We start from the raw sequence: 24,558 nt of genomic DNA, 5'->3' as shown, positions 1-24,558 counted from the left end.
TCACTATGACTCTTTTAGTAGATTTTGATTTAATGTCAGTAATTCAGAAGCCTTTTAATCTTCCTTCTTGGCATCCACATGAGAAATCTCATCTAATTCAAAGGCCGCTTTGAAATCATTCATAATTGCTTCTGTTGCCTTTAACTCACCTGCAATCACCTGTTGAATGGATTGCAATTCGGGAGAGTCTAATTGTTGCTTTAAGGTATCTCGCTTTACGATTAATATTTCATAAAACGCCAATGCTCTACCGCGTCTAAACGTTTTAGCGCCATGATGACCTCTACCATGTCGACCATGATGCTCCCTTCTAGCTTTTCGCTCTTCACGGTTCTCATTATTCTCTTCGTTTATCATAAAAAAACCACCTCTTGTATACAATTGTATACATAAGTATACACAATTACAATATCCTTCTCGGATGATTTTTCGAATGCGTATTAGCATACATTGGGGATAAAATTTTCTATAATAGAGCTATCAAATACAAATAAAAGAGGGGTTGTCTATGAAATTACGAGTTTCTGCTGTTCAATATCATCTCCATACAATCGAATCCTTTGAAGATTTTGCCCATCAAAGTGAGCACTATATCAAGGCTGCTTTAGAATTTGAAACGGAATTTATATTATTCCCGGAGTTTTTTACAACGCAATTGCTTTCTATTAAAGGAGAAGGTGGTAAATCCTTAACTATTGATGATCTTCCAGCCTTTACCGACCAGTACCTCGAATTATTTACTGAACTTGCCGAAAAGTATAATGTCCATATTATTGCGGGTACACATGTTGTAAATGTAGATGGGAAGCTTCGTAATACAGCGCATTTATTCTATCCGGATGGGCGTGTCGGTACACAAGCAAAGCTACATATCACACCTACGGAAGTTCATGAATGGAATATGTCTGCCGGGGAGGGCTTAGAGGTTTTTGAAACAGAAAAAGGGACCATTGCCATTTTGACTTGCTATGATATCGAGTTCCCGGAAATTGTCCGTATGGCAAAAGCTAAGGGAGCAGATGTGATTTTCTGTCCATCATGTACAGATGACCGTCACGGCTTCCATCGCGTTCGATATACAAGCCATGCCCGCGCTATCGAAAACCAAGTATATGTCGTGTTAACTGGAACAGTCGGTGCCCTACCAACTGTTGACTTCATGCGCGCAAACTTCGGTCAAGCAGCAATCATTACACCAAACGATGTGCCATTCCCTCCAAAAGGCCTTTTAGCTGAAGGAGAAATAAACAACGATATGCTCGTAACGGCCGATCTTGATATCGAGCTACTAGAAAAGGTTCGCGAAAAGGGCTCTGTTACAACTTGGAGAGATCGCCGCACTGACCTTTATACAGATTGGTCATAAAAGCTAGAACGGATAAACGATAGAAAGCGAGGTGAAACCTTTGTATCGAAGTGAACAAATATTATTTGATAATGGGGAACCTGTACGAATTGTGGTGCGAAATTATACAGAAAAAGATTTCGATGAATTAATCGATATTCAAAGGGAATGCTTTCCTCCACCCTTCCCCTCTGAGCTGTGGTGGAATAAAGAGCAATTAACCAATCATGTTACATTGTTTCCTGAAGGTGCCTTGTGTATTGAAATCGATGGGAACGTTGTCAGCTCCTTAACGGGCGTTTGTACACTATTTGACCCAGCACATCCAAACCATACATGGGAAGAAGCAACAGCTGGCGGCTATATTACAAATCATAATCCAAACGGTAATACGCTCTACATCGTAGATATAAGTGTTCGACCTGCCTTTCGTTCTTTAGGTCTAGGCAAAATCATGATGCAGGCAATGTACCATGTTGTGATCGAAAAGGGATTAGATCGTTTGCTTGGCGGTGGTAGAATGCCAGGTTACCACAAAAACGCTCATCAGCTCTCAGCTCAGGAATATATAGACAAAATAGTTAGTGGAGAATTATATGACCCTGTCATTTCATTCTTATTGAAATGTGGACGTCTGCCAATAGCAGTGGTGGAAAATTACTTGGAGGATGAGGAATCCTTAAATTACGGTACTTTAATGGAATGGAAGAATCCATTTAAAAATGGATTACCATCATTTTAACTATCATTTCAGGAAATTATTTTAGCATTTTATTTCCCGGGTTAGAATTCAAATAAAATCTCTCACCAAAAATGGCGAGAGATTTTTTCTTTATTGATTTTTATTTAAATTTTCTTGAGCCATTCTTACAAGCTCTTTTACCATATTCCCGCCAAGTCGTCCGCCAACTTTACCTGCTTGTTCAGAAGTTAGCTTGCCATTATATCCTTCTTTTAAGGGGACACCTACTTCTTGTGCAATTTCGTATTTAGCTTGTTCTGGATCAGCAGTGCCGGCTACCTTTGCCTTCAACTGATCTAGTCCTTGACGAGCTTCTGGTACAAGTATTTTATTTTTTCGCGCCATAATTATTCCCTCCTTTGTTTATATCATGTCCCAAAATCCGCTTAAGCATGTTTATGTAAGCAAACAAAACCATCTGCACAAAGCTCCTGTAGTAGAAAAAACCCAACTATTAAAGCTTACGAGTTCGAAAGTCTTATCTTTTGTTTTGCAGAAGGAATGGAGAATAATTTGTTGAACCTATATAAACAAGGGAGTTAATTACTTTATAGTAACTTCCCAATTGAATAGAAGGAGCGGATGAAGAATGATTCAAAATCCATTACAGGTCAAATTAATTCCTTTCACTGTTGAGTCGGTTGTAGAAAACACAAACGAAATACCAAAAGGGGTAGATTTAGTTGAAGCAGCTTCGATTTGGGAAGATAGCAATCAAGGTGAAGGCATTGTAATTGCAGTAATTGATACTGGTATTGACACGGATCATCCCGACCTCAAAGATCAAATCATCGATGGACGAAATTTTACTTCCGATTATGACGGAGACCCTAATATATTTGAAGATAATAATGGGCATGGTACTCATGTATCTGGCACGATTGCCGCTAGTTTAGATAATGAAGGTGTTGTAGGAGTTGCTCCTAAAGCCAAAATTCTAAGCTTAAAAGCATTAACTGGAGAAGGTGCAGGTAATTATGATTGGATTATCAACGCCATTAACTATGCAATCGAGTGGCGAGGACCCGAGCAAGAACGAGTACGTGTCATCTCTATGTCTCTTGGCGGTCCTGAGGATGTACCAGAAATGCATGAAGCCATCCAAAAGGCAGTTAGCCAAGATATCTCTGTTGTTGTCGCGGCTGGAAACGAAGGCGATAATAGTGAAGACACTTTTGAATATGCTTATCCTGGAAAATATAATGAAGTCATTCAAGTTGGGGCTGTAGATAATAATTTGGCACTTGCTCCATTTACAAATACCAACGAAGAGATCGATTTGGTGGCTCCTGGAGTAGAAGTTATGTCTACTTACTTAGGAAACAAATATGCTTCTCTATCAGGCACATCCATGGCTACGCCTCATATTGCAGGAGCTGTAGCACTACTGATTATTTTGAGTGAGAAGGAGTTTGGTCGATCTCTTAGTGAGGTAGAGATTTATGCCCAGCTTATTAAACGTACTTTACCATTAGGAAATCGTAAAAGCTCTGAAGGGAATGGATTCCTCGTTCTGAATTTAGTTGAAAAAATTCAGGAGCTAATGACTGTGGCTAAAGTTTAAAGTGTTGAAAATCCAATAGATGCACAATTACTAGAGCACATTTCCTAAGAGATGTGCTCTAGATTTGTTTAAAGTCTTGATAGGTAAACAAGCCAAAGACATTACATTTAACGATGCCTCCACTTTTCACCCGTTGTTAGATTATTTATCTCGGTGATTTCCTTGCTATTTGGTAAATACTCTATTTCGTATTCATGTGTTGGATCCAGGTCTTCAATTTTTCCTCGATAAAAAACATCTTCTCCATTTTGAAGGATAAAGTGAGTAGTACTATATCTAGCTTTCCCCTTATCACCGTAACGAATTTCAATTTCAGTTGGGCTACCAACATAAACTTCAAAATTATTTTTCACATAATTGGGGAGATCATAAATTTGTTCCCTTCCTAAGTATAGTGCCAGCACTATCATGGAAGAAATAAAAATTATATGAAATAATTTTTTTGAGAAGATAAACTCTCGCAAAGTATCTACCTTACTATAAAAAATAATAAGATTTAGAATAAAGCCTATTATGACAACCAATAGTAAAATAGGTCCGAATATAAGTAATCCAATTATTTGATTTATAAATGCCATAACAAAGAAAAGTAAAATATATATGCCTGCAGCTATCATTAGTTTATTTTGATGTTTTAATAAAAAGTTTTCTATTGGATGCTTTTTTTTCAAATCCCTTTTTGCAAGCTCTACTTTATCTAAAGAACCCATCTAACGCCTCCTCATTTACATATTCTGTATTTCCATACGCAAAGAGGGGAGAAAATGTTTCAGTTATTGTTGGATTTTTTAATCCATCACCAGGCCACCATCTACAACGAGATTCTGACCGGTGATTGCTCGTCCCCATGGAGAAGCAAAAAATAAGGCGACCTCTGCTAATTCCTTGGGTGTTGTCACCTTTTGCAAGGGCGTAGAGGATTCGATAATTTGAAAGACTTCCGCTGTTGTGACTTTACTTGCATCTGTTTGCTTTAAAAGACCACCAGACATCATATTTACCGTAATTCCATAAGGGCCTAACTCTTTTGCCATATTTCGAGTAAAGCCAAGTAATGCCGCTTTAGCTGTAGTATATTCATGGTAGGCTACCACAGGATTTTGAAAAAGATTCGTCCCAATATTAACTACCCGCCCAAAGCCTAGCTCTCTCATATCATTTAAACAAACTTGAATACTATTAAGTGCCCCTTGAATTGTTCCTTCAAATTGCTTATTGTAGTCAGCCCAGCTTAGTTCGAAGGCATTTTTTTGTGTAAGTGGGTTAAATTCAAAATCAATCAGTGCATTATTAACAACCGTCGTAACTGGTTTTTGAAAATACTGCTTTGCCGCTTCCACCATTTGGATTACTTCCTGTTTGTTCCGTATATCGGCTTGCAAAGCAATAACTCTATCCCCAAGCTCTTTTGCTAAGGCTTGCGCTTTTTCCTTACTCTTATAATAGTTAACAATGACATTTGCCCCTTCATTAGCAAATGCTCTCACAAGCTCTTCTCCCACACCTCTGCTTGCCCCTGTTATTAGCACTGTCTGTTCATGTAGCTTCATCCCCGCGCCCCCCTAAGTTTTTGTATTGTTCCCTCTACATTTGAACTTTCACAAATTACGGAAATGACAGATATCCCATCAGCACCCGCTAATCGTACTTCTGAGGCATTCATTTCGTTGATCCCACCAATCGCAACAATCGGAAATGATGGATACTGACTTCTTACCTTCTTCAAAAATCCCAGTCCAGCAGGGGGCTTTGCATCTTTCTTCGATTTCGTTGGATAGATAGGACCGATTCCCACATAATCTGCACCACTTCGAACAGCAAGTTCCATCTCTTGTTCGTTATGTACAGAGACACCTATGATTTTATTTTCCGCCCGTGCCCGGAATTCTGTGATTGCCAAATCATCCTGTCCGACATGAATCCCATCTGCATCAAGCTTTAATGCAAGCTCGACGTCATCATTAACGATAAACGGCACTCCATAATCCTTACATAGCTTTTGACAGTTACGTGCAAACGTCTCATAAGCTTCACCGTTTAAGCACCCTTCTCCCTTTTCCCGGAATTGGAAGCAAGTAATTCCTGCCTGCAGAGCCTGTTCAAGAGTATCTAGCGGTGGCTCCACGCAATTTACCGTTCCCATGATAAAATACACATTCAAAACATCAGGATTCATAGACTATTACCTCACAATTTCCAAGTGTACGCTTGTAAGCAAAATGATTAGTAGGGCCATGTCCATGTCCATGGCCAATGGATAACGGATTAGAAATCGCTAAATGTATAAATTTTTTCGCTTCAATAATGGCATCTTCAATCGATAATCCTTTTGCCAATTGCGCTGTAATGGCTGCTGAAAATGTACAGCCTGTGCCATGTGTGTCCTTCGTATCTACACGCGGCGTCTTCATGGTGAAGTAACCATCGGTCCAATAAACTGTGTCTGTTGAAAATTCCCCGTCCAAATGACCGCCTTTCATCACCACATACTGCACACCCATACCTAGAATTTTTCTCGCTGCTTGCTCAATATCTTTTTCGTTATGAATAGTCATTCCAGTCAGGACCTCTGCTTCTGGAATATTCGGTGTACAAATAAGCGTTAAAGGAAGCAGCTTAGTTCTTAAAGCCTCAACTGCCTGTTCCTGCAATAAACTCTCTCCCCCTTTAGCGATCATGACCGGATCAACAACAAGGGGGATATTTTTATATTTACCCACAATTTTGGCAACTACCTCAATCAGTTCAGCAGAAAATAGCATTCCTGTTTTAATGGCTTTCACATTAAAGTCGGCTAAAACTGCATCTAATTGTTGCTTCAAAAATGCAGGGGTTACATCAAGGACATCATACACACCAAGTGTATTTTGGGCGGTTAATGCCGTAATTGCTGTTGTGCCAAATACCTCAAGCTCCTGAAACGTTTTAATATCCGCCTGAATCCCCGCACCGCCACCAGAATCTGAACCAGCTATTGTTAAGGCAATCATTGATGTCCCTCCGCCATTTTTTGAAGTGCATTTATGAAATTAATCTGGAATGCTCCCAGCTCTTCTCCGCTTTGCTCACTTGCTTGTTTATATTGTTTTAGTGTAGTGGCCAACTCTAGCATCGGTTGTTTACTCGCTGCTAAAACTGCTGCACAAATCGCACTTAACAAGCAGCCTGTGCCAGTTACTCGGGTTGCCAAAATATTTCCGCCATGCACATGCGTTACCTCTTGCCCGTCTGTAATAAAATCCACTTCACCTGTCACTACAACGATGCATTGATATTTCCTTGCCACCTCTTTAGCAGCCTCGATTGTATCCATATCACCTTCGCCACTATCCACTCCGCGAGAATCCCAAGACACGCCATAAATTGAAGCAAGCTCCCCTTCGTTACAGCGAAGCACATTGATTTTTACTTGATCGAGGATTTCCATAACCACACTTTTACGGTAAGGTGTTGCGCCAACTCCTACAGGATCTAATACGACAGGTACTCCACATTCATTTGCCTTTTTCCCGGCAACAAGCATGGCTTTGGCCGTACGGGTATTTACGGTGCCTATATTTAAAAGCAAAGCACCTGCTATAGAGACCATATCCGCTACTTCCTCTACCTCATCGGCCATAACTGGGGAAGCACCAATAGCAAGTAACCCATTGGCAGTAAAATTCGCTACAACATAATTGGTCATACAATGAACAAGCGGTTTTGCTTGATGGATAGTCGTTAACATGGCAATTCCCCTCCCCAAATCTCTTGAATTTCTATACTTACTAACATCTTCTTCTCCTCCTTTTTCAGGAAGCAAAAAGGCCTCTACTAGTGAAAGTAGAGGCCAAAAAAAGGTAGACTACACCCATTATTGCTCCCTACGTCAGTGTTAACTGTCAGGTTCTAAGGGTCAGGTTTTAACCTTCTCAACACTAATCGTGTCCCCCCGCAATTAAAATAATTTTGCAAAAGAAAAGCCCCCCTTGAAAAAAGGAGAGCATACAAGCACACAAATCATTTGTACGTTGCTCCCTACGCCCGTATTAACGGATCAGGTTCTAAGGGTCAGGTTTTACCTTCTCAACACTAATCGTGTCCCCCTGCAAAACATTTAACTATTTACTATATTACATGAAATAAATGAGAAATCTATGTTTTCTTGAAAAATTTTGGGTTATATAAGGTAAATATAAAGCCCGAGTAGATATTTTGAAAAAACTCTACTTGTAACTTTTTGCTATAAAATAGAAATAAGTATAAGCTCTATCTATTAAACTTTTTTTTACAGTGTGAGCAAGTTTCTTGAAACTATATTTTAATAGAATTATTATCTTAGTTGTAAGCGAAGTTTATTAATATAGGAGGGTTTTGTATGTCTAAAGAACCAATTATAGTTAGCGCCATTATTAATGGTGAAAAAATACAAACAGATAAAAAAATTGCGCGTGAAAATCCAACACATCCTGAGCAGATTGTTGGTTACGCTCCAAACAATACAAGAGAAGAAACTATCCAAGCAATTGATGCAGCCCATGAAGCCTTCAAAACTTGGGCATGGAGCAATGTTGACGATCGTATCGAAAGAATGAACCGTGCGATTCAAAAAATTAAAGACCAAATGCCAGAAATTTCGGAGTTATTAGCTCGCGAGCATGGTAAAGCGCTTTATGATGCACAAGGGGAAATTGCCATTTCAGTAATGTGGATGGAATTTGCCGTTAAAAATGTGAAAAAGATAACTACACCTGAAGAAAGAAAACACGAAAACGGTCGTACAATTATTGCACAGGATCCTATCGGAGTAGTATCAGCCATCACACCTTGGAACTATCCGATTTCTCTATCTACAATTAAGATTGCACCTGCTTTATTAACAGGAAATACAATGGTGCTTAAACCAAGCCCGTTTGCTCCTTTAGCAGTAAGCCTTGTTACGGAAATCATAGCAGATGAATTCCCTGCTGGCGTATTAAATCTTGTAAACGGTGATGCAGAGGTTGGTATCGAGCTTACATCGAATCCTAAAATTGCAAAAATTGCCTTTACAGGTGGTACAAATACAGCAAAACATATCATGAAAGCAGCATCTGATACTATTAAAAATATGACATTGGAGCTTGGCGGTAATGATGCAGCTATCGTTCTGGAAGACTTTGATGTCAATGACGAACGTGCTTTACGACGCATGGTTATCTCTAACTTCCTATCAGCCGGTCAGATTTGTATGATTGCGAAACGCGTCTATGTTCACCGTTCAATTTACGATGCGTTTGTTGAAAAATACATTGAAGCAGCAAATAAATGGATTAGAGTTGGAGACCCATTCCACCCAGAAGTAACAGTTGGGCCAGTAAATAATAAAAACCAGGTAGATTACGTGAAAAGCTTAGTGGAGGATGCCAAAAATAAAGGAGCTAAAATCATTCCTTTAGGTACAATTCTAAATCCTGAATTAATGGATAATGGATACTTCCTACAACCAACACTTGTTTTAGGTGCAGATGTTCATGATCGCGTTGTTGTAGAAGAACAATTCGGTCCAACTGTTCCAATTCTTCCATACGATAGCGAAGAAGAAGTCATCAATCTACACAACGAAAGCATCTATGGTTTAACAAGCTCAGTATGGGGCGAAGAGGAACACGCGATTAAAGTGGCACGCCGCATTGAAGCTGGTACAACAATGATTAACACGGCTGCCGTACAAGGATTAGATGTTCACTTCCCATTTGGTGGTGTTAAACAATCCGGTGTAGGTCGTGAATATGGTTTAGATGGAATTAAATCATATACAGAAACCCATGTCATCAATATCCCTGCTATGAAGGAATTACCGTATATTCCAGAATAAAATATCCATATAAATATTTAAAGCGAGAAGTCTATTTTATAGAGCTTCTCGTTTTTTTGCTGCAAATCTAATTTCTATCTATTTTTCACGCAAAAAAAGACCCCCAACCAAGAATGGTTGAGAGCCTTGAAACTCAAGATTATTAACGTTTTGAGAACTGAGGCGCACGACGAGCACCTTTAAGACCGTATTTTTTACGTTCTTTCATACGTGGGTCACGTGTTAGTAAACCTGCAGATTTAAGTGCTGGACGGAAATCTGGGTCAACTGTTAGTAACGCACGAGCGATACCGTGACGGATTGCTCCAGCTTGACCTGTGAATCCACCACCGTTTACGTTTACAAATACATCATAGCTACCTTTAGTTTGAGTTGCTTCTAATGGTTGGTTGATGATTAAGTGTAAAGTTTCGAATGGTAAGTACTCTTCGATGCTACGGTTGTTGATAACAATTTTACCTTCGCCTGGTACTAAACGTACGCGAGCTACTGAGCTTTTACGGCGACCTGTGCCGATATATTGAACTTGTGCCAAGGGTGTATCCTCCTCTTAATAATTATCCGCGAAGCGTATAGCTTTCCGGTTTTTGTGCTGCATGTGGATGTTCTGTTCCAGTGTAAACGTTAAGTTTAGTGAACATTTTACGACCTAAAGAGTTTTTAGGAAGCATCCCTTTAACTGCTAATTCGATCATTTGTGTTGGGTATTTTTCTTTCATTTCGCCAGCTGTACGTTGTTTTAAACCACCTGCGAATTGAGTGTGACGGTAATAGATTTTACCTTCTAATTTGTTACCTGTTAAATGAATTTTGTCAGCGTTGATAACGATAACAAAGTCACCTGTGTCTACGTTTGGTGTGAATGTTGGTTTATGTTTACCGCGTAAGATAGCAGCTACTTCAGAAGCTAAACGTCCAAGCGTTTGGCCTTCTGCGTCAACTACTAACCATTTACGATCTACTTCGTGACCTTTAGCCATGAATGTTGTACGCATTTATATGTCCTCCTAATCGATTCGATTACCGTTATTTTTCATTATTATACACTTATAAGTTTCGGGGCTTATTTGTGGTGGTAATGAAAATACCATATGTCATCTTATAATATATTTACACATAAGTCAAGAAAAAAAGCAACACACCTGGTAGTGTTGCTTATTTATTTTAGCACAAGTATGAAAGTACGTATACCACCATATTTTGGGGAAGCTAAAATGCTTTTTAATAAAAAACTTTTTCCAGATAAAGACCATGTGCAGGTGCTGTTTTACCTGCTTTTCCGCGCTCCATTGAAGCAATAATACCCTCTAGTTCTTGTGCATCTCGCTTCCCAATGCCAACCTCCCACAGGGTACCTGCAATGATGCGTACCATATTGTAAAGAAAGCCGTTCCCTTCTATCACCATATGAAGCTCTTCTCCCTGCCAAGAGAAGTTTAAAGATTGAACTGTACGAACTTTATCCACTACACTGGTATTCGCCGCACAGAAGCAAGAAAAATCATGCGTACCAACAATATACTGTGCAGCAGCCTGCATCTTTTCAATATCAGGCTTTACTCCATTTGTCTCCACTGTATAATTTCGACGAAAAGGACTTTGCTGTGCTTCACAATTCCAGATATATCGGTACCTTTTTCCGGACACACTGTATCTTGCATGGAAATCAGCTTCAACTTCCTCTACTGATAACACTCGAATATCACGAGGTAATTGGACGTTTAGTGCTTTTTCATAACGATCCAGTGGAATTGACAGTGAGGTATCAAAATGAATCACCTGTCCAGTAGCATGAACACGCGCATCTGTGCGACCACTTGCTATAATTTTCACTTTTTCGCTTTTATGCATTTTGGTTAATACATTTTCAATCTCAAGCTGAACAGTACGCTCGCCTGGTTGTACCTGATACCCTGCAAAAAGGGTACCATCATAACTAATCGTTGCTTTTAAACGTCTCAAATACTTCACCTCGGGGATAACTACTGCTAATTACGATAAAATACTAATAATGCCGTCATGATAACAAATACAACTAAACATAATGTATCACGCCAATCCCATTTCAGCTGACGGTAGCGTGTACGGCCTTCTCCACCACGATAACCGCGAACCTCCATGGCCGTTGCTAAGTCCTCAGCGCGTTTAAAGGCACTGACGAATAACGGTACTAAAAGTGGCACAACTGCCTTTATACGTTCTTTTAATGGCCCTGCACTTAAATCGGAACCACGCGCCATTTGTGCTTTCATGATTTTATCTGTTTCATCCATCAATGTTGGAATAAAGCGAAGGGCGATGGACATCATTAAAGCTAATTCATGTACAGGCAGCTTAATTTTCTTTAAAGGATTTAACAATACTTCAATCCCATCTGTAATGGAAATAGGTGAAGTTGTTAAAGTCAAAATAGATGTCATAAAGACAAGAACAAGGAAGCGGACAGATATAAAGATCCCTTGCCTTAGCCCTTCCTCATAAACCTTTAAAAAGCCTAGATCAAGGAGTATATCCCCTTCTCTAGTAAATAAAATATGAATAAAGAACGTAAATACTAATAGAATAATTATCGGCTTTAATCCGTTAATCAAAAAGTATAAACGAATGCGAGACATTAGAATAACTAGCAATGTAAATGCTAATAGTAATGCATAGGTAACAATATTATTAGCTAAAAAAACTACCAATATAAAAGCAAATACAAAAATCAGCTTTGAACGTGGGTCTAGTCGATGTACAAAAGATTCACCTGGAATATAACGTCCAAAAATCATTTTCTCCATCATTTAGCGTCACGCCCCTCTCTTAAGGCATGTGCTACTTCAGCCGCTAGCTCTTCTTCTGTTAAACATATTTTACTTAATGGCTTCTTCATTAACTGCTCGATTTTTCTTTGGAATCGAACAATATGAGGTAGCTCTAAACGATATTTCTCTAGTGTATCTGAATCTGAGAAGATTTCATGTGGTGTTCCATTTAGTACACAACGTCCTTCATGCATAATGGCAATTTGATCTGCGTAGCGTGCAGCATCCTCCATACTATGGGTTACAAGAATCGTCGTTAAGCCACGTTCCTTATGAAGATTATAGAACATGTCCATAATCTCTTTTTGACCTCTAGGATCAAGTCCCGCTGTTGGCTCATCCAATACGATTACCTCTGGATCCATTGCAAGCACGCCAGCTATCGCTACACGACGCATTTGCCCTCCAGACAAGTCAAAGGGCGACTTGTTTAAAATATCCTCTGGTAGGCCTACTAGCTTGATAAGCTCCCGTGCACGTGCTTCAGCTACTTGTTCAGATACACCAAAGTTCATGGGTCCGAACATAATGTCTTTAAGTACAGTCTCTTCAAATAATTGATGCTCCGGAAACTGAAAAACAATCCCTACTTTTTGACGAACTGGCTTTAGCTCTTTCGCTTTTTTCCCAGCTACTATAACACGTTCACCAATATGTACTTGTCCTTCTGATGGCTTTAAAAGACCGTTAAAGTGCTGAAGGATGGTAGATTTCCCAGAACCAGTATGTCCTATTATTGCCTGATAGGTTCCATGAGGAATTGTTAAATCAACATTAAATAAAGCATATTTTTCAAAGGGTGTCCCCTTCGAATATGCGTAGCTTACTTGTTGAAGTTTGATGTCCATAGATCATTCACCAACTCTTCTTCTGACATATGTTGCCCTTCTAATAAAACACCATTATCTTTAAAAAGCTTTGTCATTCGCATAGCAAATGGCAGCTCTAAACCGAATTCGACCAGCTTATCTCCTAGTGAGAAGATTTCAGAAGGTGTACCTTCAGCATACTTTTGACCGTTATTCATAAATAATACACGATCAGCAAACAGTGCTTCTTCTACATCGTGCGTAATCGAAAGAACTGTTAAACCGATTTCTTCACGTAGTGCGCGAACTGTTTTTAAAACCTCGTCACGCCCTTGAGGATCAAGCATGGATGTAGCTTCATCTAGAATTAGAAGCTTCGGTCGCATAGCAAGTGCTCCTGCAATGGCCACACGCTGTTTTTGCCCACCTGACAAATGGTGAGGCTCATGGTTTAAAAACTTGTCCATTTTCACCTGTGCCAGTGACGAGTGAACACGATCTACCATTTCTGTATAGGGTACTCCACTATTTTCTAAAGCAAATGCTACATCATCTTGTACGGTAGCTCCAACAAATTGGTTATCCGGATTTTGGAAGACCATACCGATATTCGAACGGACTTCCCATAAATTCTCTTCTGTTAAAACATTTCTCATTACACGAACTTCTCCATCTTGTGGAAAGAGTAATCCGCATACTAGCTTGACCATCGTTGATTTCCCAGAACCGTTATGTCCGACTATCGCAATCCATTCGCCTTCATTAATAGAAAACGAAACATCCTGAACCGCATTGCGAAGCTCCGGGTTATCGGGTGTATATGAAAAACTTACATTATTAAACGATAAAATCTCGGTCACTTATTCTAGCTCCTCTCTATCTCTACTAACTAAATTACACTGTTTTACACGCCAATGCTACCATTTCGTATAGTGTCATATATAAAAATAAGGTACGTTTACATATCAGCAAAAAAACAGCCAGATTGAAACGTACTTTATTTTTGTATATGTAATTTATAAAGCTTAAAACAAATGCATAAGCTTTTTTAAGGAAATAAAAAAGCGCGCACCTCATTCAGAGAAATGCGCTTTATTTCTACATTTTTAACAAGAACACGGCTGCTCAATTCCGGGCTCTTTTGAATGAGGTGCGGAGAGCTAGACGAGACGCCATCAACAAGTGATCCGCTCATTATAACGCTCAAGCCATTTTATTGTCGTATAAATCATTTAATAAAAATAGAGGGGTCCGGGTTCAACCGGTGAACCGGACACCCTCCTACCTGTATAAATAAGAAATCAAATATTAAACTAATTCGATAACTACTACAGGTGCACCGTCACCACGGCGAGGTCCTACTTTAAGGATACGAGTGTAACCACCTTGACGCTCTGCGTAACGTGGTGCAACATCATTAAATAACTTTTGAAGTGCAAATGAAGTTGTTTCGTTACCTTCAGCATCAGTAGTTGTTACTAATTCACGACGGATAAATGCAGCCGCTTGACGACGAGCATGTAAATCTCCACGTTTACCTAAAGTAATCATTTTATCAACTACAGAACGTAATTCTTTCGCACGTGCTTCAGTAGTTTCGATGCGTTCGTTGATGATTAAGTCAGTAGCTAAATCACGTAATAACGCTTTACGTTGAGAACTTGTACGACCAAGTTTTCTGTAACCCATGGATGTTCCCTCCTTTAATCTAGACTGCTATAAATAAAGTCACTTGACTAGTCTTCTTTACGTAATCCTAAACCAAGCTCTTCTAATTTAGCTTTTACTTCTTCTAGTGACTTACGACCAAGATTACGTACTTTCATCATGTCGTCTTCTGATTTATTCGCAAGTTCTAATACCGTATTGATACCAGCGCGTTTTAAGCAGTTGTAAGAACGAACTGAAAGATCTAATTCCTCAATCGTCATCTCTAAAACTTTTTCTTTTTGATCCTCTTCTTTTTCGACCATGATTTCAGCAGTTTGTGCTTCATTCGTTAAGCCTACAAAGATATTAAGATGCTCTGTTAAAATTTTCGCTCCGAGCGATATCGCCTCTTTTGAACCGATGCTACCATCTGTCCACACATCAAGTGATAACTTGTCGAAATCAGAGTTCTGTCCAACACGTGTATTCTCCACTTGGAAATTAACGCGTGAAACTGGAGTGTAAATAGAGTCGATCGGGATCACGCCGATAGGAAGATCCTCACGTTTGTTTTGATCAGCAGGAGTATATCCACGGCCACGACGAGCATACATACGCATACGTAAATGACCATTTTTAGCGATTGTTGCAATATACAAATCTGGATTTAATATTTCAACGTCACTGTCATGTGTGATATCAGCAGCTGTAACAGTTCCATCACCTTTCACATCAATCTCAATAACTTTTTCTTCGTCAGAGTAGATTTTAAGTGCAAGTTTTTTGATATTCAAAATAATTGAAGCAACGTCTTCTACTACGCCTTCTACAGTTGAGAATTCGTGTAACACACCGTCAATTTGAATAGATGTAACAGCAGCTCCTGGTAATGAAGACAGAAGGATACGACGTAAAGAATTACCCAAAGTGTTTCCGTACCCGCGTTCAAGCGGTTCTACAACAAACTTGCCATATTTGGAATCTTCGCTGATCTCAACAGTTTCAATCTTTGGTTTTTCAATTTCGATCATTCAATTTACCCTCCTTTAAAACATCGAATGTATAGGTTCATAACATCATAATAGTCAAAAACTATTGACTTTATAAGATTTGCACAAGATTTTTGTTTTGTACAAGCAATGATGAACTCAAAGATTACTTTGAGATGCTCCCATTATACACGACGACGTTTTGGCGGACGGCAACCGTTATGTGGTACTGGAGTAACATCTTTAATTGCAGTTACTTCTAAACCAGCAGCTTGAAGTGCACGAATTGCAGCTTCACGACCAGCACCAGGACCTTTAACAGTTACTTCCAACGTCTTTAGACCATGTTCAACGGACGATTTTGCAGCAGCTTCAGCAGCCATTTGAGCAGCATAAGGAGTAGATTTACGTGAACCTCTGAATCCAAGCGCACCAGCACTAGACCAAGATACTGCGTTACCTTGCATATCTGTAATCGTTACGATTGTATTGTTAAATGTAGAACGGATGTGTGCAATACCTGATTCGATATTCTTTTTCACACGACGTTTACGAGTTTGTTGTTTACGAGCCATGTTAAGAAGGAACCCCCTTTACTTATTATTTTTTCTTGTTCGCTACAGTTTTACGAGGACCTTTACGCGTACGCGCATTGTTTTTCGTATTTTGACCACGAACAGGTAAACCACGACGGTGACGGATACCACGGTTACAACCGATTTCCATCAGACGTTTAATGTTAAGTGAAATTTCGCGACGTAAGTCACCTTCCACTTTTAAAGTATCTAATTGTTCACGGATTTTGTTTAACTCATCTTCAGTAAGATCGCGTACGCGAGTCTCAGCGTTAACGCCAGCAGCAGCTAATACTTTTTGAGAAGTAGTTTTACCAATTCCGTAAATGTAAGTTAATGAAATTACCACGCGTTTGTCGCGAGGAATGTCAACTCCAGCAATACGTGCCATGTACGTTGTGCACCTCCTTATAATTATCCTTGTTTTTGTTTGTGTTTAGGATTTTCACAGATTACCATTACTTTACCGCGTCGGCGAATTACTTTACATTTTTCGCAGATCGGTTTCACAGATGGTCTCACTTTCATCTAACCCAACCTCCTTAATAGTCCGGAGTGCAAAAGATTATTTAAAACGGTATGTGATACGACCGCGAGTTAAATCGTATGGAGATAACTCTATAGTAACCTTATCTCCAGGTAAAATACGGATAAAGTGCATTCGAATCTTTCCAGAAACGTGTGCAAGCACCGTGTGCCCATTTTCTAATTCTACCTTAAACATCGCGTTTGGCAAAGTCTCAACAACTGTTCCTTCGACTTCAATTACATCGTCTTTCGCCATCAACCCTGTCTCCCTTCTATATGCGTTATCGATTCTCTAACATACACGATAAAGAGAATCTATGCAACTGTTTTTATTCAATAGAAGCAACTTCACCAACATATGCTTGGATTGTATGAGAGATGTTCGAAAGACGCTCGTCTGGTTTCGCTTCACACAATCCTGGGAATGACTACTTCCGATTAAGAATGTATACATTCTTTACTCGATATCCCGGAATGTCTTGGATGAGAGATTCATACCCGTTACAAAGATGCTTCCACGAAACCCATAACACTTACCACAAAATAGATTCTATCACATTTGTGTCTCGTGTATACCGGGCACAATATGCTTTTGCAACTCTCAATAAAGTTTATTTTGTTGCACCCGCAAATTCTCCCGCGAAAAGCAATTGACTCTCGTCTAATGCCGGGTATCAGCTGCGGCTGCCCTGTAGTAATAGAGCGTCAAGATCAGCAAACACTTTTTCGATATCTTGCTGTCCATCGATATTTGTTAAAACACCTTTAGATTCATAGAAATCAAGTAAAGGTTGTGCTTGATTCATATTTACTTCCAGACGGTTTGCTACCGTATCAGGATTATCGTCCGCACGAGTGTATAATTCGCCGCCATCTTTGTCACATTTACCTTCCACTTTAGGAGGGTTAAAAATGACATGATAAGATGTACCACAAGTTTTACAAATACGACGACCGCTAAGACGTGCTACTAGTTCATCTTTTTCAACTTGGATATTGATTGTATGATCAATTTTTTTCCCAAGTTCATCTAGGATGCTATCTAAAGCCTCAGCTTGTGGAACTGTACGTGGGAACCCGTCTAATAAGAAACCTTTTTCACAATCTTTTTGTGCTAGTCGTTCACGAACGATGCCAATCGTTACTTCATCAGGTACAAGAGCACCTTGATCCATAAACGATTTAGCTTCTAAACCTAATTCTGTTCCCGCACCAATAGCAGCACGGAACATGTCGCCTGTAGAAATATGAGGGATTTCGTACTTCTCAATAATTTTATCTGCCTGTGTACCTTTACCAGCACCAGGTAGACCCATTAAAACGATATTCATACGTTTCATTCCCCCTAAAGCTTGCTGGCTTAGGAAACTTGAACGTTTCCTAAAACCTGCATTTTATTTCATAAAGCCTTTATAGTGACGTTTTACAAGTTGAGCTTCTAATTGTTTCATTGTTTCTAAAGCAACACCAACTACGATAATTACACTAGTACCACCAATTTGCGCCGAAGCAGGTAGATTCATGAAATTAATAAATAGGATTGGTAGTACTGAAATAGCAACTAAGAATAGTGCACCCACAAATGTTAAACGGTATAGTACTTTTGTTAAGTAACTTTGCGTATCGTTACCAGGACGAATCCCAGGAATATACGCACCTTGTTTTTTCAAGTTGTCGGACAAGTTTTCAGGATTCACTTGTATAAATGCATAGAAGTACGTGAACGCAACAATCAATGCAATATAGATAATCATTCCAACAGGTTTAGTATAGTCAAACGTAGTTGTAATGAAGGAAGTCACTGAATTTTGACCGAAGAACGTAGCTAAAGTTTGAGGTGTAACAATAAACGCAATGGCAAAGATTACCGGAATAACCCCTGCAGCATTTACTTTTAACGGTAAATGTGTTTGTTGTCCACCAGCTTGTGGCGTACGACCTGCAACTCGTTTTGCATATTGAATTGGAATTTTACGTAAAGCTTGTTGTACGTAAATTACTCCAACTACAACTGCTAGCATAATCAAAACAAGTATTACTAAGATAGCAATTCGGATGAATAGCTGATCTCCAGCATCCTCGATTTGTTGTGCATAGATTTGGTTCACTGTTGTTGGTATTGCAGCAACAATCCCTGCAAAGATAATGATTGAAATACCATTTCCAACACCATGTGATGTGATTTGTTCACCTAGCCATAGTAGGAATGAAGTACCAGCAGTTAACACGATCGCAATCGTTATGTAGGACAAAACACTTGTATCAGTAATTAAAGAACCACCGTACATTTGATTGAACCCAAATGACATTGCGAAAGCTTGAATGAAGGCTAAAATTACAGTTAAGTAACGAGTGAATTGAGCCAACTTGCGTCGACCAACATCACCTTGTTTTGCCCATTCCGCAAACTTTGGAACAACATCCATTTGCAATAGCTGAACAATAATAGAAGCAGTAATGTAAGGCATAATTCCCAATGCAAAGATTGAGAAGTTAGACAATGCACCACCGCCGAAAGTATTAAGGAAACCAATTAAGTTAAACTCATCGGCTACCTTTAATACTTGAGAGTCGACGTTAGGTACTGGAATGAATGTTCCAATACGGAAAACAATCAACATTAATAATGTAAAGATGATTTTATTTCGTATATCTCGAACGCGCATAAAGTTAGAGATCGTCTGAAACATTAAATCACCTCAGTTGTTCCGCCAGCGTTCTCGATTGCTTCTTTAGCTGAAGCTGAGAACTTGTGAGCTTTTACTGTAAGCTTTTTGTTAAGAGTTCCATTACCTAGAATCTTAATCCCAGCTTTTTCATTACTCACAATACCAGTTTCTAGTAATAATGCAGGTGTTACTTCTGCACCATCTTCGAAACGGTTTAATGCATCAAGGTTAACGATTGCGAATTCTTTACGGTTGATGTTCGTAAAGCCGCGTTTTGGTAAACGACGGAATAGTGGGTTTTGACCCCCCTCGAATCCAGGACGAACGCCGCCGCCAGAACGAGCGTTTTGACCTTTATGACCTCTACCTGCAGTTTTACCGTTACCAGAACCGATACCACGACCAACACGGTTACGCTCTTTACGTGATCCTTCTGCTGGTTTTAACTCATGAAGTTTCATATGGGTGGCACCTCCTTGTTCAATGATTGAAAATTAATTTCCTTTTACAGTAACTAAGTGAGCTACTTTATCTAACATACCGCGAATAGCTGCGTTGTCAGCTTGTTCTACAGTTTGGTTCATTTTACGTAAACCTAATGCTTCAACGATTTTACGTTGTTGAGGCTTAGTACCAATTAAAGATTTAGTAAGGGTAATTTCTAATTTGTTTGTCATTATAATTCCCCCCCTTATCCTAATAGTTCTTCCACTGATTTACCGCGTAGTTTTGCAACGTCCTCTGCGCGTTTTAGTTCACTTAGACCAGCAACAGTAGCACGTACCATGTTGATTGGTGTGTTTGAACCTAGAGATTTTGAAAGAATATCAGTAATACCAGCAAGTTCAAGTACGGCACGTACAGGACCACCAGCGATAACTCCAGTACCTGGAGCTGCAGGTTTGATTAAAATTTGACCTGCTCCGAAGCGACCAACAACATCATGTGGAGTTGTTCCACCAACACGTGGCACTTCGATTAAGTTTTTCTTCGCGTCTTCAACAGCTTTACGGATCGCGTCTGGAACCTCTTGAGCTTTACCAGTACCGAAACCTACATGACCGTTTTTGTCACCTACAACAACTAGTGCTGTAAAGCGGAAGCGACGACCACCTTTAACAACTTTAGCAACGCGGTTAATAGTAACTACGCGTTCTTCAAGTTCAAGTTTGTTTGCGTCAATGCGACTCATGAAGTATGTCCCTCCTTCTTATTAAAATTCTAAGCCGTTTTCACGTGCAGCTTCAGCTAAAGCTTTTACACGTCCATGATATAAGTAACCACCGCGGTCAAATACAACAGCAGTAATATTTTTTTCCGCAGCGCGTTTAGCGATTGTTTCACCGATTTTTGCTGCAGCTTCTACATTGTTACCTGCACCCTCAAAACTATTTTCTTGAGAAGATGCACTTACAAGTGTCACACCAGCAACATCGTCAATAAGTTGTGCATAGATGTTCTTGTTTGAACGGAATACGTTTAAACGTGGACGCTCAGCAGTACCTGAGATCTTTGTACGAACACGCACATGACGTTTTTTACGAACTTGATTTTTATCTTGTTTCGTAATCACAGAGGTCACTCCTTTCTAATGCGAAAAGCATTATTTACCTGTTTTACCTTCTTTACGACGTACAAATTCGCCTTCATAACGAATACCTTTACCTTTGTAAGGCTCTGGTGGGCGAACATCACGAATGTTAGATGCTAATGCACCAACACGTTCTTTGCTAATACCTTTAACAATTACCTTAGTATTTGAAGGAACTTCGATTTCTAGACCTTCTTCAGGTGTGAACTCTACTGGATGAGAGTAACCTACGTTAAGTACAAGTTTCTTACCTTGTAATTGCGCACGGTAACCTACACCGATAAGTTCTAGTGAACGAGAAAATCCTTCAGAAACACCAGTAACCATGTTTGCTAATAGCGCACGAGTTGTACCATGAATAGTACGGTGTTGTTTTGACTCAGAAGGGCGAACAACGTTGATGATGTTACCTTCTAACTCAATTTTCATATCTTGGTTGAATTGACGAGTTAAATCGCCTTTAGGTCCTTTAACAGTAACTGTGTTATCGTCAGCGATAGTTACAGTCACGTTAGCTGGAACCTCGATTGGTTTTTTACCTACACGAGACATTTAGTTGCACCTCCATTCTTTTATTGCTTATTACCAAATGTAAGCTAAGATTTCTCCGCCAACTTTTTTAGCACGTGCTTCTTTATCAGTTAATAAACCTTGAGAAGTTGATACTAAAGCGATACCTAAACCGTTAAGTACACGAGGTACTTCGTCAGTTTTAGCATATACACGTAAGCCAGGTTTTGAAATACGTTTTAAGCCAGTGATAACACGCTCGTTTTCTTTTCCATATTTTAAGAAGATACGGATGATACCTTGCTTATTATCTTCAACATATTCTACATCACGAACGAAACCTTCACGCTTTAAGATTTCAGCGATTTCTTTCTTTAAGTTTGAAGCTGGTACTTCTAACTTCTCGTGACGAACCATGTTAGCATTACGAATGCGTGTTAGCATATCTGCGATCGGATCTGTCATTGTCATAAATTTTACCTCCTTCCCAATTTAGGGGATTACCAGCTAGCTTTTTTAACGCCAGGAATTTGTCCCTTATATGCAAGTTCACGGAAACAAATACGGCAAAGTTTAAATTTACGATATACAGAATGTGGACGACCACAGCGTTCACAACGTGTATATTCTTGAACTTTAAACTTTTGCTTACGTTGTTGTTTAACGATCATTGATTTTTTAGCCACGTTTTCGCCCTCCTTATTTTATTACTTTTGGAACGGCATACCGAATTGTGTCAATAACTCGCGAGCTTCTTCATCAGAATTCGCAGTTGTTACGATCACGATGTCCATACCGCGTACTTTCGAAACTTTATCGTAATCGATCTCTGGGAAAATTAATTGTTCTTTAACACCTAATGTGTAGTTTCCACGACCATCAAATGATTTTTTAGAAACACCGCGGAAGTCGCGTACACGTGGTAGTGAGATAGCGATTAATTTGTCCAAGAATTCATACATACGTTCACCACGTAATGTAACTTTCGCACCAATTGCTTGACCTTCACGTAGACGGAAACCAGCAATAGATTTTTTCGCTTTTGTTACAACTGGTTTTTGCCCAGTGATAATTGTTAATTCTTCAACAGCAGCATCTAGTGCTTTAGAGTTTTGTACAGCGTCACCAACACCCATGTTAATAACGATTTTGTCTACTTTAGGCACTTGCATTACTGATTTATATTCGAACTTGCTCATTAGAGCAGGAGAAACTTCGTTTAAATATTTTTCTTTTAGGCGGCTCATGTTCGTACCTCCCTTCTCAAATTTCGTTTTAGTCGATTACTGCACCTGATTTTTTTGCAACACGAACTTTTTTGCCATCTTCGATTTTGTAACCTACACGAGTCGGCTCGCCAGATTTCGGATCGATTAGCATTACGTTCGATACGTGGATTGCTGCTTCTTGGCTCACAATACCACCTTGTGGGTTTAACTGGTTAGGTTTAACGTGTTTTTTAACGATGTTAATACCTTCTACAAGAACGCGTTCTTGTTTTGGGAAAGCAGCTAAAACTACGCCTTCTTTACCTTTATCTTTACCAGAGATAACTTTTACTTTGTCGCCCTTTTTTACATGCATTAGTGTCGCACCTCCTTGATTGGTACTATCATGAAATTAAAGAACTTCTGGAGCTAATGAAACGATTTTCATGAAGTTGCTATCACGTAATTCACGTGCAACAGGTCCGAAAATACGAGTTCCGCGTGGTGACTTATCGTCTTTGATGATTACGCAAGCATTTTCGTCAAATTTAATATAAGTACCATCTTTACGGCGTACACCAGATTTTGTGCGAACGACAACAGCCTTAACAACGTCACCCTTCTTGACAACGCCCCCTGGTGTTGCTTTCTTAACTGTTACAACAACGATATCACCGATGTTAGCAGTTTTACGGCCAGAACCACCAAGTACTTTAATTGTTAAAACTTCGCGTGCACCTGAGTTGTCAGCAACTTTCATACGACTTTCTTGTTGGATCACTTAGGTTACCTCCCTTCGGAATTCATGTGTTTTCCGAATATGTTATTAAATAATAACAGCTTTTTCTACGACTTCCACTAGACGGAAGCGTTTTGTAGCTGATAACGGACGAGTTTCCATGATACGTACGATATCACCGATTTTCGCTTCGTTCAACTCATCATGAGCTTTAAATTTTTTAGAGTACTTTACACGTTTACCATATAATTTGTGTTTCTTATAAGTTTCAACAAGAACAGTAACTGTTTTGTCCATTTTATCTGAAACTACACGGCCCGTGTAAACTTTGCGTTGATTACGCTCAGTCATACTAAAGAACCTCCTTTATCAGTTATTTGCACTGATTTCTCTTTCACGAATCACAGTTTTCATGCGCGCAATCGCTTTACGAACTTCGCGGATGCGAGCTGTGTTTTCTAATTGACCAGTCGCCAATTGGAAGCGAAGGTTGAAAAGCTCTTCTTTCAGTGATTTCACTTTTAATTCAATTTCAGAAGTGGCAAGGTCACGGATTTCATTAGCTTTCATTAGATTCACCACCAGTTTCTTGACGTTTAACAATCTTACATTTAACAGGAAGTTTGTGTGATGCTAAACGAAGTGCTTCACGTGCGATCTCTTCAGATACACCAGCAACTTCAAACATTACTTTTCCTGGTTTTACTACTGCTACCCAGCCTTCTGGAGAACCTTTACCGGAACCCATTCGAACCTCTAGAGGCTTTTTAGTGTAAGGCTTGTGTGGGAAAATTTTAATCCAAACTTTACCGCCACGTTTCATGTAACGTGTCATTGCAATACGGGCAGATTCGATTTGACGGTTAGTGATCCAGCTAGCTGTTGTTGCTTGTAAGCCCCATTCGCCGAAAGATACTTCTTTACCGCCTTTCGCTTCACCACGCATGTTACCACGGTGTTCACGACGATATTTTACGCGTTTTGGTAATAACATTA

38 protein-coding genes and 2 riboswitches are annotated in these 24,558 nt (G+C 39.5%); of the genes, 4 read left to right on the top strand and 34 right to left on the bottom strand.

The window, feature by feature from the left end; genetic code table 11:
* Positions 1 to 54 precede the first annotated feature (54 nt).
* A complete protein-coding gene (locus BJ095_RS04515) occupies positions 55 to 357 on the bottom strand; it encodes a 2-keto-3-deoxygluconate kinase (RefSeq protein WP_235867569.1) in 303 nt (100 codons plus the stop codon).
* Positions 358 to 508: 151 nt separating this feature from the next.
* Here BJ095_RS04515 and BJ095_RS04510 point away from each other — a divergent pair, with 151 nt between their 5' ends.
* Entirely contained in the window at positions 509 to 1,366 is an 858-nt protein-coding gene (locus BJ095_RS04510; protein WP_107932369.1) for a carbon-nitrogen hydrolase family protein, read from the top strand.
* Between the two features lie 40 nt (positions 1,367 to 1,406).
* Complete coding sequence (locus BJ095_RS04505) at positions 1,407 to 2,087, top strand: GNAT family N-acetyltransferase (protein WP_107932367.1); 681 nt, start codon at positions 1,407 to 1,409, stop codon at positions 2,085 to 2,087.
* A gap of 90 nt (positions 2,088 to 2,177) precedes the next feature.
* Here BJ095_RS04505 and BJ095_RS04500 read toward each other — a convergent pair whose 3' ends face one another.
* Positions 2,178 to 2,432, bottom strand: a complete 255-nt coding sequence (locus tag BJ095_RS04500; RefSeq protein WP_107932365.1) for an alpha/beta-type small acid-soluble spore protein — start codon at positions 2,430 to 2,432, stop codon at positions 2,178 to 2,180.
* 244 nt (positions 2,433 to 2,676) lie between these two features.
* Between BJ095_RS04500 and BJ095_RS04495 the strand changes: the two genes are divergently transcribed.
* Entirely contained in the window at positions 2,677 to 3,651 is a 975-nt protein-coding gene (locus BJ095_RS04495) for a S8 family peptidase (protein WP_107932363.1), read from the top strand.
* A 107-nt stretch (positions 3,652 to 3,758) separates the two neighbouring features.
* Here BJ095_RS04495 and BJ095_RS04490 read toward each other — a convergent pair whose 3' ends face one another.
* The 5 genes from BJ095_RS04490 to thiM form a co-directional block, all read right to left on the bottom strand.
* A complete protein-coding gene (locus tag BJ095_RS04490) occupies positions 3,759 to 4,361 on the bottom strand; it encodes a hypothetical protein (RefSeq protein WP_107932361.1) in 603 nt (200 codons plus the stop codon).
* 78 nt (positions 4,362 to 4,439) lie between these two features.
* Positions 4,440 to 5,201 (bottom strand): 3-oxoacyl-ACP reductase, encoded by a 762-nt coding sequence (locus tag BJ095_RS04485; protein ID WP_107932359.1) that lies wholly within the window; start codon positions 5,199 to 5,201, stop codon positions 4,440 to 4,442.
* Positions 5,198 to 5,827 carry a thiamine phosphate synthase gene (gene thiE, locus BJ095_RS04480; protein ID WP_107932357.1) on the bottom strand — a complete coding sequence of 210 codons (630 nt, stop codon included), beginning with the start codon at positions 5,825 to 5,827 and terminating at the stop codon, positions 5,198 to 5,200. The genes BJ095_RS04485 and thiE overlap by 4 nt, the downstream gene beginning before the upstream one ends.
* On the bottom strand, positions 5,817 to 6,641 hold the full coding sequence (gene thiD, locus BJ095_RS04475) for a bifunctional hydroxymethylpyrimidine kinase/phosphomethylpyrimidine kinase (RefSeq protein ID WP_107932355.1): 825 nt from the start codon (positions 6,639 to 6,641) through the stop codon (positions 5,817 to 5,819). The genes thiE and thiD overlap by 11 nt, the downstream gene beginning before the upstream one ends.
* On the bottom strand, positions 6,638 to 7,378 hold the full coding sequence (gene thiM, locus BJ095_RS04470; protein WP_107932416.1) for a hydroxyethylthiazole kinase: 741 nt from the start codon (positions 7,376 to 7,378) through the stop codon (positions 6,638 to 6,640). The genes thiD and thiM overlap by 4 nt, the downstream gene beginning before the upstream one ends.
* 116 nt (positions 7,379 to 7,494) lie before the next feature.
* Positions 7,495 to 7,594, bottom strand: a riboswitch (TPP riboswitch).
* A 54-nt stretch (positions 7,595 to 7,648) separates the two neighbouring features.
* Positions 7,649 to 7,748, bottom strand: a riboswitch (TPP riboswitch).
* 260 nt (positions 7,749 to 8,008) lie between these two features.
* Here thiM and BJ095_RS04465 point away from each other — a divergent pair.
* Positions 8,009 to 9,487, top strand: coding sequence for an aldehyde dehydrogenase family protein (locus BJ095_RS04465; RefSeq protein WP_107932353.1), 1,479 nt, complete (start codon positions 8,009 to 8,011; stop codon positions 9,485 to 9,487).
* 142 nt (positions 9,488 to 9,629) lie between these two features.
* On the opposite strand, the gene rpsI is transcribed toward BJ095_RS04465, so the two are convergent.
* The 27 genes from rpsI to rplP form a co-directional block, all read right to left on the bottom strand.
* Positions 9,630 to 10,022, bottom strand: a complete 393-nt coding sequence (rpsI, locus tag BJ095_RS04460) for a 30S ribosomal protein S9 (protein ID WP_107932351.1) — start codon at positions 10,020 to 10,022, stop codon at positions 9,630 to 9,632.
* A gap of 22 nt (positions 10,023 to 10,044) precedes the next feature.
* The gene (gene rplM / locus BJ095_RS04455) at positions 10,045 to 10,482 is read right to left on the bottom strand and encodes a 50S ribosomal protein L13 (protein ID WP_107932349.1); all 438 of its coding nucleotides are present in this window, start codon (positions 10,480 to 10,482) and stop codon (positions 10,045 to 10,047) included.
* Positions 10,483 to 10,708: 226 nt separating this feature from the next.
* Positions 10,709 to 11,449: a tRNA pseudouridine(38-40) synthase TruA gene (truA, locus tag BJ095_RS04450; protein ID WP_107932347.1), complete on the bottom strand. Its 741-nt coding sequence runs from the start codon at positions 11,447 to 11,449 to the stop codon at positions 10,709 to 10,711.
* Between the two features lie 26 nt (positions 11,450 to 11,475).
* Positions 11,476 to 12,273 (bottom strand): energy-coupling factor transporter transmembrane component T family protein, encoded by a 798-nt coding sequence (locus BJ095_RS04445; RefSeq protein WP_107932345.1) that lies wholly within the window; start codon positions 12,271 to 12,273, stop codon positions 11,476 to 11,478.
* Positions 12,270 to 13,142: an energy-coupling factor ABC transporter ATP-binding protein gene (locus BJ095_RS04440; protein WP_107932343.1), complete on the bottom strand. Its 873-nt coding sequence runs from the start codon at positions 13,140 to 13,142 to the stop codon at positions 12,270 to 12,272. Before BJ095_RS04440 ends, BJ095_RS04445 begins: the two co-directional genes overlap by 4 nt.
* On the bottom strand, positions 13,118 to 13,963 hold the full coding sequence (locus BJ095_RS04435) for an energy-coupling factor ABC transporter ATP-binding protein (protein ID WP_107932341.1): 846 nt from the start codon (positions 13,961 to 13,963) through the stop codon (positions 13,118 to 13,120). The genes BJ095_RS04440 and BJ095_RS04435 overlap by 25 nt, the downstream gene beginning before the upstream one ends.
* Before the next feature lie 448 nt (positions 13,964 to 14,411).
* On the bottom strand, positions 14,412 to 14,792 hold the full coding sequence (gene rplQ, locus BJ095_RS04430) for a 50S ribosomal protein L17 (protein WP_107932339.1): 381 nt from the start codon (positions 14,790 to 14,792) through the stop codon (positions 14,412 to 14,414).
* Positions 14,793 to 14,839: 47 nt separating this feature from the next.
* Positions 14,840 to 15,784, bottom strand: coding sequence for a DNA-directed RNA polymerase subunit alpha (locus BJ095_RS04425; RefSeq protein WP_107932337.1), 945 nt, complete (start codon positions 15,782 to 15,784; stop codon positions 14,840 to 14,842).
* Between the two features lie 143 nt (positions 15,785 to 15,927).
* On the bottom strand, positions 15,928 to 16,317 hold the full coding sequence (gene rpsK / locus BJ095_RS04420) for a 30S ribosomal protein S11 (protein WP_107932335.1): 390 nt from the start codon (positions 16,315 to 16,317) through the stop codon (positions 15,928 to 15,930).
* Positions 16,318 to 16,342: 25 nt separating this feature from the next.
* Positions 16,343 to 16,708 carry a 30S ribosomal protein S13 gene (gene rpsM, locus BJ095_RS04415; protein ID WP_107932333.1) on the bottom strand — a complete coding sequence of 122 codons (366 nt, stop codon included), beginning with the start codon at positions 16,706 to 16,708 and terminating at the stop codon, positions 16,343 to 16,345.
* Between the two features lie 23 nt (positions 16,709 to 16,731).
* On the bottom strand, positions 16,732 to 16,845 hold the full coding sequence (rpmJ, locus tag BJ095_RS04410; RefSeq protein ID WP_000868344.1) for a 50S ribosomal protein L36: 114 nt from the start codon (positions 16,843 to 16,845) through the stop codon (positions 16,732 to 16,734).
* A gap of 37 nt (positions 16,846 to 16,882) precedes the next feature.
* Positions 16,883 to 17,101: a translation initiation factor IF-1 gene (gene infA / locus BJ095_RS04405; protein WP_016839390.1), complete on the bottom strand. Its 219-nt coding sequence runs from the start codon at positions 17,099 to 17,101 to the stop codon at positions 16,883 to 16,885.
* Between the two features lie 418 nt (positions 17,102 to 17,519).
* Entirely contained in the window at positions 17,520 to 18,176 is a 657-nt protein-coding gene (locus tag BJ095_RS04400; RefSeq protein WP_107932331.1) for an adenylate kinase, read from the bottom strand.
* 63 nt (positions 18,177 to 18,239) lie between these two features.
* Positions 18,240 to 19,535 (bottom strand): preprotein translocase subunit SecY, encoded by a 1,296-nt coding sequence (gene secY, locus BJ095_RS04395; protein WP_107932329.1) that lies wholly within the window; start codon positions 19,533 to 19,535, stop codon positions 18,240 to 18,242.
* Positions 19,535 to 19,975 carry a 50S ribosomal protein L15 gene (rplO, locus tag BJ095_RS04390; protein ID WP_107932327.1) on the bottom strand — a complete coding sequence of 147 codons (441 nt, stop codon included), beginning with the start codon at positions 19,973 to 19,975 and terminating at the stop codon, positions 19,535 to 19,537. Before rplO ends, secY begins: the two co-directional genes overlap by 1 nt.
* A gap of 33 nt (positions 19,976 to 20,008) precedes the next feature.
* Positions 20,009 to 20,191 (bottom strand): 50S ribosomal protein L30, encoded by a 183-nt coding sequence (gene rpmD, locus BJ095_RS04385; RefSeq protein ID WP_107932326.1) that lies wholly within the window; start codon positions 20,189 to 20,191, stop codon positions 20,009 to 20,011.
* A gap of 14 nt (positions 20,192 to 20,205) precedes the next feature.
* Positions 20,206 to 20,706 carry a 30S ribosomal protein S5 gene (gene rpsE / locus BJ095_RS04380; RefSeq protein WP_107932324.1) on the bottom strand — a complete coding sequence of 167 codons (501 nt, stop codon included), beginning with the start codon at positions 20,704 to 20,706 and terminating at the stop codon, positions 20,206 to 20,208.
* Between the two features lie 21 nt (positions 20,707 to 20,727).
* Positions 20,728 to 21,087, bottom strand: coding sequence for a 50S ribosomal protein L18 (gene rplR, locus BJ095_RS04375; protein WP_107932322.1), 360 nt, complete (start codon positions 21,085 to 21,087; stop codon positions 20,728 to 20,730).
* A 30-nt stretch (positions 21,088 to 21,117) separates the two neighbouring features.
* Positions 21,118 to 21,657, bottom strand: a complete 540-nt coding sequence (gene rplF, locus BJ095_RS04370; protein WP_107932320.1) for a 50S ribosomal protein L6 — start codon at positions 21,655 to 21,657, stop codon at positions 21,118 to 21,120.
* A gap of 30 nt (positions 21,658 to 21,687) precedes the next feature.
* On the bottom strand, positions 21,688 to 22,086 hold the full coding sequence (rpsH, locus tag BJ095_RS04365) for a 30S ribosomal protein S8 (protein WP_107932318.1): 399 nt from the start codon (positions 22,084 to 22,086) through the stop codon (positions 21,688 to 21,690).
* Between the two features lie 29 nt (positions 22,087 to 22,115).
* Positions 22,116 to 22,301, bottom strand: coding sequence for a type Z 30S ribosomal protein S14 (locus BJ095_RS04360; protein WP_004233656.1), 186 nt, complete (start codon positions 22,299 to 22,301; stop codon positions 22,116 to 22,118).
* A 21-nt stretch (positions 22,302 to 22,322) separates the two neighbouring features.
* Positions 22,323 to 22,862, bottom strand: a complete 540-nt coding sequence (rplE, locus tag BJ095_RS04355; RefSeq protein ID WP_107932316.1) for a 50S ribosomal protein L5 — start codon at positions 22,860 to 22,862, stop codon at positions 22,323 to 22,325.
* A 28-nt stretch (positions 22,863 to 22,890) separates the two neighbouring features.
* Positions 22,891 to 23,199, bottom strand: coding sequence for a 50S ribosomal protein L24 (gene rplX / locus BJ095_RS04350; RefSeq protein WP_107932314.1), 309 nt, complete (start codon positions 23,197 to 23,199; stop codon positions 22,891 to 22,893).
* A gap of 36 nt (positions 23,200 to 23,235) precedes the next feature.
* The gene (gene rplN / locus BJ095_RS04345) at positions 23,236 to 23,604 is read right to left on the bottom strand and encodes a 50S ribosomal protein L14 (protein ID WP_036200739.1); all 369 of its coding nucleotides are present in this window, start codon (positions 23,602 to 23,604) and stop codon (positions 23,236 to 23,238) included.
* A 45-nt stretch (positions 23,605 to 23,649) separates the two neighbouring features.
* Positions 23,650 to 23,913, bottom strand: coding sequence for a 30S ribosomal protein S17 (gene rpsQ / locus BJ095_RS04340; protein ID WP_036200740.1), 264 nt, complete (start codon positions 23,911 to 23,913; stop codon positions 23,650 to 23,652).
* Positions 23,914 to 23,931: 18 nt separating this feature from the next.
* The gene (gene rpmC / locus BJ095_RS04335) at positions 23,932 to 24,132 is read right to left on the bottom strand and encodes a 50S ribosomal protein L29 (RefSeq protein ID WP_004233646.1); all 201 of its coding nucleotides are present in this window, start codon (positions 24,130 to 24,132) and stop codon (positions 23,932 to 23,934) included.
* A complete protein-coding gene (rplP, locus tag BJ095_RS04330; RefSeq protein WP_107932312.1) occupies positions 24,122 to 24,556 on the bottom strand; it encodes a 50S ribosomal protein L16 in 435 nt (144 codons plus the stop codon). The genes rpmC and rplP overlap by 11 nt, the downstream gene beginning before the upstream one ends.
* Positions 24,557 to 24,558: the final 2 nt, after the last annotated feature.

The organism is Ureibacillus chungkukjangi (assembly GCF_003217295.1).
Classification (GTDB): Bacteria; Bacillota; Bacilli; order Bacillales_A; family Planococcaceae; genus Ureibacillus; species Ureibacillus chungkukjangi.
The sequence above is the reverse complement of the archived record's forward strand: the minus strand, read 5'-3'. Positions and strand labels throughout refer to the sequence as shown.

Coding starts and splice junctions, on each gene's coding strand:
- BJ095_RS04515 (WP_235867569.1), bottom strand. CDS start 357: ATGATAAACGAAGAGAATAATGAGAACCGTGAAGAGCGAAAAGCTAGA.
- BJ095_RS04510 (WP_107932369.1), top strand. CDS start 509: ATGAAATTACGAGTTTCTGCTGTTCAATATCATCTCCATACAATCGAA.
- BJ095_RS04500 (WP_107932365.1), bottom strand. CDS start 2,432: ATGGCGCGAAAAAATAAAATACTTGTACCAGAAGCTCGTCAAGGACTA.
- BJ095_RS04495 (WP_107932363.1), top strand. CDS start 2,677: ATGATTCAAAATCCATTACAGGTCAAATTAATTCCTTTCACTGTTGAG.
- BJ095_RS04490 (WP_107932361.1), bottom strand. CDS start 4,361: ATGGGTTCTTTAGATAAAGTAGAGCTTGCAAAAAGGGATTTGAAAAAA.
- BJ095_RS04485 (WP_107932359.1), bottom strand. CDS start 5,201: ATGAAGCTACATGAACAGACAGTGCTAATAACAGGGGCAAGCAGAGGT.
- thiE (WP_107932357.1), bottom strand. CDS start 5,827: ATGAATCCTGATGTTTTGAATGTGTATTTTATCATGGGAACGGTAAAT.
- thiD (WP_107932355.1), bottom strand. CDS start 6,641: ATGATTGCCTTAACAATAGCTGGTTCAGATTCTGGTGGCGGTGCGGGG.
- thiM (WP_107932416.1), bottom strand. CDS start 7,378: ATGTTAACGACTATCCATCAAGCAAAACCGCTTGTTCATTGTATGACC.
- BJ095_RS04465 (WP_107932353.1), top strand. CDS start 8,009: ATGTCTAAAGAACCAATTATAGTTAGCGCCATTATTAATGGTGAAAAA.
- rplM (WP_107932349.1), bottom strand. CDS start 10,482: ATGCGTACAACATTCATGGCTAAAGGTCACGAAGTAGATCGTAAATGG.
- BJ095_RS04445 (WP_107932345.1), bottom strand. CDS start 12,273: ATGATGGAGAAAATGATTTTTGGACGTTATATTCCAGGTGAATCTTTT.
- BJ095_RS04440 (WP_107932343.1), bottom strand. CDS start 13,142: ATGGACATCAAACTTCAACAAGTAAGCTACGCATATTCGAAGGGGACA.
- rplQ (WP_107932339.1), bottom strand. CDS start 14,792: ATGGGTTACAGAAAACTTGGTCGTACAAGTTCTCAACGTAAAGCGTTA.
- BJ095_RS04425 (WP_107932337.1), bottom strand. CDS start 15,784: ATGATCGAAATTGAAAAACCAAAGATTGAAACTGTTGAGATCAGCGAA.
- rpsK (WP_107932335.1), bottom strand. CDS start 16,317: ATGGCTCGTAAACAACAAACTCGTAAACGTCGTGTGAAAAAGAATATC.
- rpsM (WP_107932333.1), bottom strand. CDS start 16,708: ATGGCACGTATTGCTGGAGTTGACATTCCTCGCGACAAACGCGTGGTA.
- rpmJ (WP_000868344.1), bottom strand. CDS start 16,845: ATGAAAGTGAGACCATCTGTGAAACCGATCTGCGAAAAATGTAAAGTA.
- infA (WP_016839390.1), bottom strand. CDS start 17,101: ATGGCGAAAGACGATGTAATTGAAGTCGAAGGAACAGTTGTTGAGACT.
- BJ095_RS04400 (WP_107932331.1), bottom strand. CDS start 18,176: ATGAATATCGTTTTAATGGGTCTACCTGGTGCTGGTAAAGGTACACAG.
- secY (WP_107932329.1), bottom strand. CDS start 19,535: ATGTTTCAGACGATCTCTAACTTTATGCGCGTTCGAGATATACGAAAT.
- rplO (WP_107932327.1), bottom strand. CDS start 19,975: ATGAAACTTCATGAGTTAAAACCAGCAGAAGGATCACGTAAAGAGCGT.
- rpmD (WP_107932326.1), bottom strand. CDS start 20,191: ATGACAAACAAATTAGAAATTACCCTTACTAAATCTTTAATTGGTACT.
- rpsE (WP_107932324.1), bottom strand. CDS start 20,706: ATGAGTCGCATTGACGCAAACAAACTTGAACTTGAAGAACGCGTAGTT.
- rplF (WP_107932320.1), bottom strand. CDS start 21,657: ATGTCTCGTGTAGGTAAAAAACCAATCGAGGTTCCAGCTAACGTGACT.
- rpsH (WP_107932318.1), bottom strand. CDS start 22,086: ATGACAATGACAGATCCGATCGCAGATATGCTAACACGCATTCGTAAT.
- rplE (WP_107932316.1), bottom strand. CDS start 22,862: ATGAGCCGCCTAAAAGAAAAATATTTAAACGAAGTTTCTCCTGCTCTA.
- rplX (WP_107932314.1), bottom strand. CDS start 23,199: ATGCATGTAAAAAAGGGCGACAAAGTAAAAGTTATCTCTGGTAAAGAT.
- rpsQ (WP_036200740.1), bottom strand. CDS start 23,913: ATGACTGAGCGTAATCAACGCAAAGTTTACACGGGCCGTGTAGTTTCA.
- rpmC (WP_004233646.1), bottom strand. CDS start 24,132: ATGAAAGCTAATGAAATCCGTGACCTTGCCACTTCTGAAATTGAATTA.
- rplP (WP_107932312.1), bottom strand. CDS start 24,556: ATGTTATTACCAAAACGCGTAAAATATCGTCGTGAACACCGTGGTAAC.